Raw genomic sequence first — 12,358 nt, forward strand, 5'->3', positions numbered from 1 at the left:
ATGGAGAATATCAAGCAGCACGACCACCGTACCACCCGCCGCCCCGACTGCGTGACGGAAATCCGCATGGGGAATACCGTTCTTGTCGTGTCCGGCTTTTTCAAGAAAGACACCACCAGCACCGCCGCCGACAAGATGGCGAGGGTACTGGAAGCGGAAGCCGCTGCTACACAAAAAAAGGCGATTTGACAAGCTGTAAAGAAGCAGATTTATCACTTTTACCGCTGTACAGCCGCCCCTGTTCCGTGGTACAATGAAACCACGGAATAGTGGGGCTGGCTGTCGGAAACGGAGGATTTTATGTTAAGACAAGCCACCCAAAACCTCATTACCGCCCTTTATCCGAGATTGTCCCATGAGGACGAATTGCAAGGCGAGAGCAATTCCATTTCCAACCAGAAACGGATTTTGGAAGCCTACGCCAAGCAGAACGGCTTTACCAATCTGCGCTGGTACACCGACGACGGCTACTCAGGTGCGAACTTCCAGCGGCCCGGATTTCAAGCCATGCTTGCAGACATTGAAGCCGGGAAAGTCGGCACCGTCATAGTCAAGGACATGAGCAGGCTGGGGCGTAATTACTTGCAGGTGGGATTTTACACGGAAATGCTGTTCCCTCAAAAGGGCGTGCGTTTTATCGCTGTCAATGACAACGTGGACAGCGCAAACGGCGGCATGGACAATGATTTTACCCCTCTGCGGAACTTATTTAACGAATGGCTGGTGAGAGATACGAGCAAGAAAATCAAGGCAGTAAAGAAAGCAAAAGGCATGAGCGGCAAGCCTGTAACCAGCAAGCCAGTCTATGGCTATCTCATGGACAAGGACGAGAACTATATCGTTGACGAGGAAGCCGCCCCGGTTGTCCGGCAGATTTACCAGCTTTGCCTTGCGGGAAATGGCCCGACCAAGATTGCCCGTATGCTGACGGAGCAGCAAATCCCCACGCCGGGGACGCTGGAATACCGCAGGACGGGCAGCACCCGACGCTACCACCCCGGCTATGAGTGCAAGTGGGCGACAAACACCGTCGTCCATCTGCTGGAAAACCGGGAGTACACTGGCTGTCTGGTAAACTTCAAGACGGAGAAGCCCTCTTACAAGGTCAAGCACAGCGTTGAGAACCCCATCGAGAAGCAGGCTATCTTCCCAAATCACCATGAGCCGATTATCGACACGGAAACATGGGAGCGTGTGCAGGAGTTACGCAAGCAGCGAAAACGCCCGAACCGCTATGATGAAGTGGGGCTGTTCTCTGGTATGCTGTTCTGCGCCGACTGCGGCCATGTGCTGTATCAGCAGCGGTATCAGAACAAGAACCGCAAGCAGGACTGTTATATCTGCGGCAGCTACAAGAAGCGTACCCGTGACTGTACGGCACACTTTATCCGCACCGACCTTTTGACGGCGGGCGTGCTTTCCAATCTCCGGCAAGTGACGGAATACGCCGCCAGGCATGAGAGCCGCTTTGTAAAGCTGCTCATCCAGCAGAACGAAATCGGCGGCAAGAGAAAGACCGCCGCAGCCACGAAGCAGCTTGAACAGGCCCAGACACGCATTGCCGAAGTGAACCGCATTATCAAGCGGCTGTATGAGGACAATGTAAGCGGCAAAATCAGCGACGAGCGTTTCATGGAGCTGTCGGCGGACTATGAGCAGGAGCAGCGGGAACTGAAAGACCGGGCTGCCGCTTTGCAGGAGGAACTTTCCAAGTCGCAGGCCGCCACCGTCAACGCCGAGAAATTCATGGGGATTGTGAGAAAGCACCTTGCTTTTGAAGAATTGACCCCCACCCTCTTGCGGGAAATGATTGAGAAAATCGTCGTGCATGAGTGCAGCTATGACGAGAACGGCACCCGCAGGCAGGACATTGAGATTTATTACAGCTTTGTCGGCAAGATAGACTTGCCGGAAGCCTAACGCCTGACCTATCCGACACAGCCCTAAGTGCCGGATAGGAACGGCAAAATTTTTTACACTTCTATTACTTCTTTATCGCACATTAGCAAAATCTCAGGGCATGAAGCAGCTCATGGCTGGCGCTGGTGTAGCCGTTGTTGGTATGGTTCTTGTACCTCTGCTCTCCGGGCTGTTCTCTGTCTAAGCGTTCCTGCATGAAATCCTTGCCGCTCCCGCAGCTTTGCGGGGGCGGCGGAAAGGAGGTTGACACCGTATGGATTTCTTACTTGAAGCCCTGACAAATTGGCTGAAAGAAATGCTGGTGGGCGGTATTATGAGCAACCTTTCGGGGATGTTTGACAGCGTAAACCAACAGGTCGCGGATATATCCGTACAGGTAGGACAGACCCCACAGGGATGGAATGGCAGTATTTTCAATATGATTGAGAATCTGTCCAACTCCATCATGGTGCCGATTGCAGGTGTGATCCTGGCTATCGTGATGACCGTAGACCTGATCCAGATGATTGCAGACAAGAACAATCTGCATGATGTGGATACCTGGATGATTTTCAAGTGGGTGTTCAAATCAGCTGCCGCCATCCTCATTGTCACAAACACATGGAATATCGTGATGGGCGTCTTTGATATGGCGCAGAGCGTGGTGGCGCGGGCGGCAGGGATTATCAATTCGGATGCGTCCATTGACATTTCCTCAGTTATGACCGATCTGGAACCGAGGCTGATGGAAATGGATTTGGGACCGCTGTTCGGACTGTGGTTCCAATCCCTCTTTATTGGCATTACCATGTGGGCGTTGTATATCTGTATCTTTATCGTTATTTATGGCCGTATGATCGAGATCTACCTTGTAACTTCGGTGGCTCCCGTTCCAATGGCTGCAATGATGGGCAAAGAATGGGGCGGTATGGGACAGAATTACCTCCGATCTCTGCTGGCACTGGGCTTTCAGGCGTTTCTCATTATCGTCTGCGTGGCAATTTATGCTGTACTGGTGCAGAACATCGCTCTGGAAGATGACATCATCATGGCAATCTGGAGCTGCGTGGGCTACACCGTACTGCTATGTTTTACGCTGTTCAAAACAGGCAGTCTCGCCAAATCAGTCTTTCAGGCGCACTAAAACGGAAGGAGGTTTCCACATTGGCTTATGTACCCGTACCCAAGGACTTAACAAAAGTCAAAACAAAGGTCATGTTCAATCTGACCAAGCGGCAGCTTATCTGCTTCACGGGCGGAGCGCTTATTGGCGTACCGCTTTTCTTTTTGCTCAGAAAACCTACCGGAAACAGTGTAGCGGCTATGTGTATGATGCTGGTTATGCTGCCCTTCTTTATGCTGGCTATGTACGAAAAGCATGGACAGCCCCTGGAAAAGATCGTGGGCAACATTCTCAAAGTAGCTGTAATCCGTCCAAAGCAGCGACCTTACCAGACCAACAACTTTTATGCCGTATTAAAGCGGCAGGAAATGCTCGATAAGGAGGTGTATGACATTGTTCACCGCAATAAAAAAATGGCTGCATCGGATGTTCGGAAAAACCGAGGAAAAAACTGTGCAGCCGGTAAAGACAAAGAAAAAGCTGTCCCGTGCCGATAAGAAGCAGATCGAAGCGGCCATTGCCCGCGCTAACCACACGGACAAAAAAGGAAAATCTGCGCAGGACAGTATCCCTTATGAACGGATGTGGCCGGACGGAATCTGCCGCGTATCGGACAGCCACTACACAAAGACCATCCAGTTTCAGGACATCAACTATCAGCTCTCCCAAAACGAAGATAAGACGGCAATCTTTGAGGGGTGGTGTGATTTCCTCAATTATTTTGACAGCTCGATTCATTTCCAGCTGTCTTTTTTGAACCTTGCGGCATCGGAGGAGACCTTTGCTAGCTCCATTTCCATCCCGCCCCAGAGGGACGCCTTTGACAGTATCCGCGAGGAATACACCACAATGCTGCAAAATCAGCTGGCCAGAGGTAACAACGGTCTCATCAAGACCAAATACCTGACCTTTGGTATCGACGCGGACAGCATCAAAGCCGCCAAGCCCCGTCTGGAGCGTATTGAGACCGATATACTTAATAACTTCAAGCGTCTTGGTGTAGCTGCCAGAACGCTGGACGGTAAAGAAAGGCTTTTTCAGCTTCATGCGGTATTCCACATGGATGAACAACTCCCGTTTCTGTTTGAATGGGACTGGCTGGCTCCTTCCGGTCTGTCCACAAAGGATTTTATTGCACCAAGCTCCTTTGAGTTCCGCACCGGCAAGCAGTTCCGTATGGGTAAGAAATATGGGACTGTTTCTTTTTTGCAGATTCTCGCACCGGAGCTGAATGACCGTCTGTTGGCTGATTTTCTGGATATGGAAAGTTCGCTCATTGTGAGTATGCATATTCAGTCGGTGGATCAGGTGAAAGCCATCAAAACGGTAAAGCGAAAGATTACCGACCTGGACCGCAGCAAGATCGAGGAGCAGAAAAAAGCAGTCCGTGCCGGATACGACATGGACATCATTCCATCTGACCTTGCTACCTACGGCAGTGAAGCGAAAAAACTCTTGCAGGATTTGCAGAGCCGCAATGAGAGAATGTTCCTTTTGACCTTTCTGGTGCTGAACACAGCGGACAATCCCCGTCAGCTTGGCAACAACATCTTTCAGGCAGGCTCTATTGCCCAGAAGTATAACTGTCAGCTGACCAGGCTGGACTTCCAGCAGGAAGAAGGGCTGATGAGCTGTCTGCCTCTGGGTCTCAATCAGATTGAGATTCAGCGAGGACTGACCACCAGTTCCACAGCTATCTTTGTGCCCTTTACTACGCAGGAACTGTTCCAGAATGGGAAAGAAGCCCTGTACTACGGCATCAATGCTCTGTCAAACAACCTCATTATGGTGGACAGAAAGCTGCTGAAAAACCCAAATGGTCTGATTCTGGGTACGCCGGGTTCCGGTAAGTCCTTCAGCGCAAAACGAGAAATTGCCAACTGTTTTTTGCTTACCAGCGATGATGTCATTATCTGTGACCCGGAAGCGGAGTACGCACCTCTTGTTGAGCGTCTGCATGGGCAGGTCATCAAGATCTCACCTACTTCAACCAACTATATCAATCCGATGGATCTGAATCTGGACTATTCGGATGATGAAAGCCCGCTGTCACTCAAGTCTGACTTTATCCTCAGCTTGTGTGAGCTGATCGTGGGCGGTAAGGAGGGCTTGCAGCCGGTGCAGAAAACCATTATTGACCGTTGTGTACGGCTGGTTTACAACGAATATCTCAATGACCCAAAGCCAGAGAATATGCCGATTTTGGAGGACCTTTATAACTTGTTGCGGGAGCAGGAAGAAAAAGAAGCTCAGTACATTGCAACGGCATTGGAAATCTATGTAACGGGTTCGTTGAATGTGTTCAATCATCAGAGCAATGTGGATATTGATAACCGGATTGTCTGCTACGACATCAAGGAACTGGGCAAGCAGCTTAAAAAAATCGGTATGCTGGTGGTACAGGATCAGGTGTGGAACCGCGTTACCATCAACCGTGCCGCCCACAAGTCCACCCGTTACTACATCGACGAGATGCACCTGCTTTTGAAGGAGGAGCAGACCGCCGCCTATACGGTGGAAATCTGGAAGCGATTCAGAAAATGGGGCGGTATTCCGACAGGTATCACCCAGAATGTCAAAGACCTTTTGAGCAGCCGCGAGGTAGAGAACATCTTTGAAAACTCGGACTTCGTGTATATGCTTAACCAGGCAGGCGGAGACCGTCAGATTTTGGCGAAGCAACTGGGGATTTCCACGCACCAGCTTAGCTATGTGACCCACTCCGGTGAGGGCGAGGGCCTGCTGTTCTATGGCTCCACGATCCTGCCGTTTGTAGACCACTTCCCGAAGAACACCGAACTTTACCGCATTATGACCACCAAACCTCAAGAATTGAAAAAGGAGGATGAATGATGATGAACCCCAACATTTTGAATAAAAACCCGCTGATGTTTTTTGACAGGGCGGTAAATGCCCAGCGCAGCCAGCTGCTTACGGTCATGGCCGATGCGGTAAGTGAGTGCCGCACGGCGGCAGATCAGGCAGCCGAACTGAATGAGACCGGTCAGGTGGGGCTTCTCCGTCTGGCAGAGGTCTGGAGCGCCATTCGTGCTAAAGAAGGTATGGGCGGCCTGATTCTGGAAGGAACAGAGGCGAAGATCCTGTCCGATGTGGTGGCACAGTTTTATGCCTACCTGTCCGGCTGTATGTTCAACGATCCTGTGGGAATGGCCATTTATGCAGAGCTGCACTACATGATGTCCTCCCTCATGCTGGGAGAATGGTTTGAATAAAGAGCCGCGCCTGCGCTTTACTGATGAGGAACGGTCTGATCCTGCACTGGAAAAGCCGATCCGTAAAGCGGAGAAAGCTGCGGCCAGAGCAGATAAGGCGCAGGCCAATATCCCAAAGAAAAAGGTCAGGCAGACGGTCATTGACCCGGATACCGGAAAAAAGACCTCGAAGCTGACCTTTGAGGACAAGAAAAAGCCACCTTCCAAAGTTTCTCAAGGAGTCAGGGAAGCTCCCGTCCATCTGGTTGCGGGCAAGCTCCACAAAGAGATCCGGGAAACAGAGCAGGACAATGTGGGCGTGGAAAGCGCCCACAAGTCCGAGGAGGCGGTGGAGACCGGCGCTTATCTGGTGCGGGAGGGCTATCGCAGCCACAAGCTGAAGCCGTACCGCAAAGCAGCACAGGCAGAGCGCCAACTGGAAAAGGCAAATGTAAATGTTCTGTACCAGAAATCTTTGCAGGAAAATCCCCAGTTTGCCAGCAATCCGCTTTCCCGCTGGCAGCAAAAGCAGGCCATCAAAAGGCAGTATGCCGCCGCCAAACACGCCGGTCAGACTGCCGGAAATACCGCCCAGGCTGCGTCCAAAACCGGAAAAGCCGCAAGGACGGTGAAAGAAAAGGCACAGCAGGCAGGGGCGTTCGTCGTGCGCCACAAGAAGGGTTTCCTGATGGCAGGGGTTTTGTTCCTCATTACCTGTATGCTGATGAATACCATGTCCTCCTGCTCCATGATGGCGCAGAGCATCGGTTCCGTTCTCTCCGGCACCACTTATCCGTCGGATGACCCGGAAATGCTGGCAGTGGAGGCAGATTATGCAGCCAGAGAAGTCCAGTTGCAGGAGGAAATCGACAACATTGAAAGCAGCCACCCAGGGTATGACGAGTATCGCTATGACCTTGGTATGATCGGCCATGACCCTCATGAGCTGGCAGCATTTCTGTCTGCCGTCTTGCAAGGTTACACCCAGCAGAGCGCTCAGGCAGAGCTGGCGCGTGTGTTTGCAGCACAGTATCAGCTGACGCTTACTGAGGAAGTGGAGATTCGCTACCGCACGGAGACCTCCACCGACCCGGAGACCGGCGAGACCACCTCAGAAGAAGTCCCCTATGAGTATTACATTTTGAATGTGAAACTCACCAGCAAGCCCATTTCCGCTGTGGCGTCGGAGTTACTGACCCCGGAGCAGATGGAAATGTATCAGGTTTACCGGCAGACCATGGGCAATAAGCCGTTGTTGTTTGGCGGCGGTTCCCCTGATACCAGCGGCTCGGAAGATCTGTCCGGTGTGCAGTTCATTAACGGTACCCGCCCCGGCAATCCTCAGCTGGTGGAACTGGCCAAGCGTCAGGTGGGCAATGTGGGCGGCTATCCTTATTGGAGCTGGTATGGCTTTGACAGCCGCGTGGAGTGGTGCGCCTGCTTTGTATCCTGGTGTTATAACCAGGCTGGAAAAAGTGAACCGCGCTTTGCAGGCTGTGAGTGGCAGGGCGTTCCGTGGTTCCAGTCTCATGGACAATGGGGTGCAAGAGGCTATAACAATCTGGCTCCCGGAGATGCAATTTTCTTTGATTGGGATTTGGATGGGACAGCAGACCATGTGGGTATCGTGATCGGTACGGATGGCAGCCGTGTTTATACGGTGGAGGGAAATTCCGGCGATGCCTGCAAGATCAAAAGTTATGACCTGAATTATCAAAGTATTAAGGGCTACGGCCTGATGAACTGGTAACAGACTTTGTGGAAAGGAGTGAACGGTTATGGCAAAAAACAAAATTGAACGTATCGACCAGGAAATTGAGAAAACCCGTGAGAAGATTGCGGAATATCAGGAAAAGCTCAAGACCCTGGAAGCACAGAAAACGGAGGCAGAGAATCTGGAAATCGTTCAGATGGTTCGTGCGTTACGCATGACTCCAGCACAGCTGAACGCTATGCTTTCCGGTGGAATGAACCACGGCAGAGATACAGCACTGTCGGAATCAAATAATCAGGAGGTTACCGCTTATGAAGAATAAAAGAATTTGCAAAACACTTTCCGCCCTTTGCTTGACAATGGTTGTGGCATTTGGCTTTACGATCCCTGCTTTCGCACAGGGGTCAGAACAGGCTCCGGCGGCACCGGCAGAGGATTCTACCAATGACAGCAATGTGATTGTGGAAGAAACAGAACCGGCACCGGCACTTACACCGGAGGGGAATGCGGCATTGGTGGATGATTTTGGAGGCAATAAGCAGCTTATTACTGTTACGACCAAAGCTGGCAACTATTTTTACATTTTGATCGACAGGGCTAATGAGGATAAAAAGACTGCTGTTCACTTTCTGAACCAGGTGGATGAAGCGGATTTGATGGCATTGATGGAAGATGAAAATGTCAAAGAGGAGCCGGCTGCTGTGTGTAGCTGCACGACAAAATGTGAAGCAGGGGCAGTCAATACGGCCTGCCCGGTCTGCGCAACTGATAAGAGTAAATGTACGGGCAAAGCACCGGAACCTCCGGCAGAAACATCGGAGCCGGAAAAAGAGAAGCCTGCCGGATTGAACCCGGCTGCGCTGGCCCTTTTGCTGGCTCTGCTTGGTGGCGGTGGCGTATTTGCCTACTTGAAGCTCGTTAAGAACAAGCCTAAGACCAAGGGCAATGACAGTCTGGACGATTATGATTATGGCGAGGAAGATTCCGAGGAATGGGAAACCGAGGATGAGGAGTCGGAAGAACCGGATGCTGACGGGGGCAGCACAGAAGAAGATGATGAGGACAGTGTGAAATGACCCGTTTCACAGACAGTCCCTATGAACGCATGATGACACGCAGGCCGGAGGGCGGGAAGGAAACTTCCCGTCCTCCTTCTTTGCCCCACAGCCACCCCTGCTATGGTTGCGGGAATTATGGAAGACTCTGCGTAGGTATCTGCCATCGAGAGATGGAACGCTGGCTTAAAGAAAGGAAACGAAAAAAATGAGTGTTCTGATTATATTTATCAAGCTGATTGCTGTTTTTGACCTGCTGGTGATTGCCGTGTATTTTGGCGGCGATATTCTTTCTACCATGTTAAACAAACTTCGGAGAACGCCAAAGCAAGATGACCCCTTTGATTTCTCCTTAGATACCGTGACAGTTTCATTGTCCATAGATTCTATCCGTCAGCTTTATTCCGGTGACGCGGCAGATTTTGTGAAAGAAAAGATCCTGCCAAATGTGGAGAAAACAATGGCTGTTTTGACGGATCAGGAACAGGCAGCAGCCTGTCTGCTCTTATCTGCTCTGATCGGTTTTCTTGCAGCAGAAGCTCCTATGGATGAACAGAGCTTCCCTATGGTAATGGAACTTTTGAACTGTATGGAGGGGAAAAAAGAGGATGGTTGTCAGGATGCAGTAGATATTTTGTTTGAAGATACCGTCAGCAATACCCACCGTCATGAAGAATATTACAGCAATTATCAACGCTACCAGCTGATGCAGGTGGATAAAACCCGTGTCATTTTGGCTTGCCGCATCATCATCAATGACCTGCTGGGGAAACTGTACCGCTATGATTATCGGTTTGGCTATAACCTGCTTTTGGATGAGGAAAACAGCATTGAGAAAAAGCTGCACACGCCTGTGCGGGAAGAATGGGAGGATGAAGATTATGAAACTTGTAATTGCTGAAAAGCCATCAGTTGCCCAGAGTTTGGCGGCGGTGATCGGTGCAACCGTCCGTAAGGACGGGTATCTGGAGGGCAACGGCTGGCGTGTCAGCTGGTGCGTGGGCCACCTGGCCGGTCTTGCGGATGCAGACAGCTATGACCCAAAGTATGCCAAGTGGCGATATGATGATCTGCCTATCCTGCCGGAACATTGGCAGATGGTGGTAGGAAAAGATAAGAAAAAGCAGTTTGATATTCTCAAAAAGCTGATGAATGCCCCGGATGTGACGGAAGTGGTAAATGCCTGTGATGCAGGGTAGTGCGGTTAGGTGACTCAAGAGAAAGAAAAAAGAGACCTCATCTCGTCAAAAATCAAATTTCAAAATCATTAAAGGAGCTATTCAAATGAAACGAAATCAGAATTTCGACCATAATCACTCTCAAAAACTGCTTTCCTTCCGCTACAACATAGACACCAACCGAGTGGAAGCCCGGTTCACGGATGGCTCTGCCGTCGCCAACAGGATGCCCAACTGCCTCAGAACATCCTCAACCCGCTACTTTACAGTGGGGTTGACACGGAGGATTGAGTGTCATCGTTTTTTCATGGCTACCGCCGAAAATCATTGTAACGTATTTTGTGTTACAAATTGGTCAAGCGAATGATTATGATTAAAATTCTCTTACTCGCACAATAAGTCATTTGATAAACTGGTTAAAATGCCAAATAATTTCAAATCATAGTCCAACACACAACAAATGTGGTATAATAACAATATATTTAATGCTTTAACTGTGTTTGCAAAAAGGAAAAGAAGATAAGTATGGAGATTACATGGTTGAAAAATGAAGATAATGCCATTCAATACGTCTATGCCTCTGCTGTTCCCCAAAAAATACCATTAGACATTTTTAAAGAAATTGTTCAGAGCAGTAAAGAAAACTGTCTACCTGAATTTTATGTGATATCTGAACAGGGAAAGTATATCGGATATATTTTATTATTGGCCGATAAAAAAGAAGACATCCCTAAACCTTTTACATTTCTTGCATGTCATAATGGCGATACTCTGCCAAAAGAAACTCACAAAAAAATATTGGAATTTATCGGCAAACGGTGTCGTGTAAACAACTGGAATAAACTCGCTTGGTTGGCCGAACAAGAAATCCAGCAATTGTGATATCATCGTTTTTTAAGCTATCTCTCTATAAAAACTCCTTAAAGACATAAAGGCAAACTTGAATAAATAAATTTATCTAAAAGCCCCACCTACAATAGATATTCCAAATCGAAGAATCTACTGCAGGTGGGGCTTGTTCTATGTGATAAGCTATTTTGTAAAAATCAAATACGTAGATTATATGGCAGAATCATTTGGTGACACTGAAAGCTAATGTTGCGCCATCAACGACACTATACATATCGCCGTTAGCCGCAGTAGCAATTCCAGTAAACTCAACCTCCCATTTTCCTTTAGAGAGTCCATATTTTACATCTTCCGTACCGATTGTGCCGTATGCAGAAATGGCATGATCAAAGGTTCCAAAGGGTGTACCAAGTTTATTGAAATGCAGGTTACCTTCAAAGGAAACAATTACTGCACCCGGAACGGTAATCGTCCATTGGATATACCCTTCAGACAGATAATCAAGTGTACATGAACCAGCATCGCCCCAGAAGGTTTCGCGAGAAATTGGGACAAGTTTGAATGTTGCAGAGTTTACAGTTGTTCCTTTATCAATTTCGATACTAGATTTTTTGGAAGAAAGTGCTACAACGCCTGGTTCAACTGCAACAGCAGCAGGCATCAAAACTGTGTTGAAAACAACCAACGCAGCACTCGTTCCAGCCATTTTAAGGAATTCATTTCGGGTCATCTTTTTCATGTCGATTTGCTCCTTATATTTTATTGACTGTTACAAGTCACCCAGCTACAATTTGGATTCTTTTTCGCTTAATTCTGCACTGGAATCACCTCTTACAAAATTTTAGTATATTGGCATCATCGTGATCAAAAGCAATATCACTAACAGCCACCTCATCACACTATAAAGCCGCAAATTTTCAACTCAGGTGTATGCTCATCGGCAAATAAATGTGAACCATACGAATGCCGCTGTTAAACAACCTGCCAAAACCACTAAAATACAACTTGCCAACTTTGGCTCAATAGCAACTTTTTGATTTTCGCACAGCGCAAATTTCTGAAGTTCCTGAAATGTTGTTTGATTGACATTGCCGTGTATTGCTTTCCATGCAACGAAATGATTTGTAATCAGAAGATAATCTGAAACGATTCCTACAAAAACAATGGCAAAAAATGCTGCGGAAAAGAACCACATTCCATCGCATTGATTCACCGTCAGGATATCCTGAAGGCTTGCTGGCTTCAATGCCCATAAAGCCACAACATATAGCAATACTTCGCAGAAATCTCTTTGGAGTGGCCCTTTTTGCTTAAAGAATCCCATTACA

At 48.8% G+C, this 12,358-nt stretch carries 15 protein-coding genes and 2 pseudogenes; 15 read left to right on the top strand and 2 right to left on the bottom strand.

Features of this window, described 5'->3' with window-relative positions; translation table 11 throughout:
* The 15 genes and pseudogenes from J3352_RS11170 to J3352_RS11235 all read left to right on the top strand — a co-directional run bounded on the left by J3352_RS11170 (window position 1) and on the right by J3352_RS11235 (window position 11,063).
* A complete protein-coding gene (locus J3352_RS11170; protein ID WP_000427739.1) occupies window positions 1-189 on the top strand; it encodes a transposon-encoded TnpW family protein in 189 nt (62 codons plus the stop codon).
* 111 nt (window positions 190-300) lie between these two features.
* Entirely contained in the window at window positions 301-1,920 is a 1,620-nt protein-coding gene (locus tag J3352_RS11175) for a recombinase family protein (RefSeq protein ID WP_000945966.1), read from the top strand.
* 85 nt (window positions 1,921-2,005) lie between these two features.
* Window positions 2,006-2,104, top strand: a pseudogene (locus tag J3352_RS14530) (Maff2 family mobile element protein); the annotation flags it as partial.
* A gap of 69 nt (window positions 2,105-2,173) precedes the next feature.
* On the top strand, window positions 2,174-3,043 hold the full coding sequence (locus tag J3352_RS11185) for a VirB6/TrbL-like conjugal transfer protein, CD1112 family (protein WP_156067323.1): 870 nt from the start codon (window positions 2,174-2,176) through the stop codon (window positions 3,041-3,043).
* Window positions 3,044-3,063: 20 nt separating this feature from the next.
* A complete protein-coding gene (locus tag J3352_RS11190) occupies window positions 3,064-3,519 on the top strand; it encodes a PrgI family protein (RefSeq protein WP_156067321.1) in 456 nt (151 codons plus the stop codon).
* Window positions 3,476-5,875 carry a VirB4-like conjugal transfer ATPase, CD1110 family gene (locus J3352_RS11195; protein WP_156067319.1) on the top strand — a complete coding sequence of 800 codons (2,400 nt, stop codon included), beginning with the start codon at window positions 3,476-3,478 and terminating at the stop codon, window positions 5,873-5,875. Before J3352_RS11190 ends, J3352_RS11195 begins: the two co-directional genes overlap by 44 nt.
* Window positions 5,872-6,255, top strand: coding sequence for a DUF3851 domain-containing protein (locus tag J3352_RS11200; protein ID WP_009003364.1), 384 nt, complete (start codon window positions 5,872-5,874; stop codon window positions 6,253-6,255). The genes J3352_RS11195 and J3352_RS11200 overlap by 4 nt, the downstream gene beginning before the upstream one ends.
* Window positions 6,248-7,984, top strand: coding sequence for a CHAP domain-containing protein (locus J3352_RS11205; RefSeq protein WP_118019721.1), 1,737 nt, complete (start codon window positions 6,248-6,250; stop codon window positions 7,982-7,984). The genes J3352_RS11200 and J3352_RS11205 overlap by 8 nt, the downstream gene beginning before the upstream one ends.
* Before the next feature lie 28 nt (window positions 7,985-8,012).
* The gene (locus J3352_RS11210) at window positions 8,013-8,270 is read left to right on the top strand and encodes a DUF4315 family protein (RefSeq protein ID WP_009003366.1); all 258 of its coding nucleotides are present in this window, start codon (window positions 8,013-8,015) and stop codon (window positions 8,268-8,270) included.
* Window positions 8,260-9,024: a DUF4366 domain-containing protein gene (locus J3352_RS11215; RefSeq protein ID WP_156067317.1), complete on the top strand. Its 765-nt coding sequence runs from the start codon at window positions 8,260-8,262 to the stop codon at window positions 9,022-9,024. Before J3352_RS11210 ends, J3352_RS11215 begins: the two co-directional genes overlap by 11 nt.
* Window positions 9,021-9,215, top strand: a complete 195-nt coding sequence (locus tag J3352_RS11220) for a hypothetical protein (protein ID WP_156067315.1) — start codon at window positions 9,021-9,023, stop codon at window positions 9,213-9,215. Before J3352_RS11215 ends, J3352_RS11220 begins: the two co-directional genes overlap by 4 nt.
* A complete protein-coding gene (locus J3352_RS11225) occupies window positions 9,212-9,904 on the top strand; it encodes a conjugal transfer protein TraG (RefSeq protein ID WP_156067313.1) in 693 nt (230 codons plus the stop codon). The genes J3352_RS11220 and J3352_RS11225 overlap by 4 nt, the downstream gene beginning before the upstream one ends.
* Window positions 9,885-10,199: pseudogene (locus J3352_RS11230) on the top strand (DNA topoisomerase III); the annotation flags it as partial. The gene J3352_RS11225 and the pseudogene J3352_RS11230, both read left to right, overlap by 20 nt.
* Window positions 10,200-10,287: 88 nt before the next feature.
* A complete protein-coding gene (locus J3352_RS14325; RefSeq protein WP_081028504.1) occupies window positions 10,288-10,548 on the top strand; it encodes a DUF6061 family protein in 261 nt (86 codons plus the stop codon).
* Window positions 10,549-10,706: 158 nt separating this feature from the next.
* Entirely contained in the window at window positions 10,707-11,063 is a 357-nt protein-coding gene (locus tag J3352_RS11235; RefSeq protein ID WP_055187024.1) for a hypothetical protein, read from the top strand.
* 190 nt (window positions 11,064-11,253) lie between these two features.
* Here J3352_RS11235 and J3352_RS11240 read toward each other — a convergent pair whose 3' ends face one another.
* Both J3352_RS11240 and J3352_RS11245 read right to left on the bottom strand, forming a co-directional pair.
* Complete coding sequence (locus J3352_RS11240; RefSeq protein ID WP_055187025.1) at window positions 11,254-11,769, bottom strand: hypothetical protein; 516 nt, start codon at window positions 11,767-11,769, stop codon at window positions 11,254-11,256.
* A gap of 195 nt (window positions 11,770-11,964) precedes the next feature.
* Complete coding sequence (locus J3352_RS11245) at window positions 11,965-12,354, bottom strand: hypothetical protein (RefSeq protein WP_055187026.1); 390 nt, start codon at window positions 12,352-12,354, stop codon at window positions 11,965-11,967.
* Between the last annotated feature and the right edge of the window lie 4 nt (window positions 12,355-12,358).

This window comes from Faecalibacterium sp. Marseille-Q4164 (genome assembly GCF_017377545.1).
Lineage (GTDB): Bacteria > Bacillota > Clostridia > Oscillospirales > Ruminococcaceae > Faecalibacterium > Faecalibacterium duncaniae.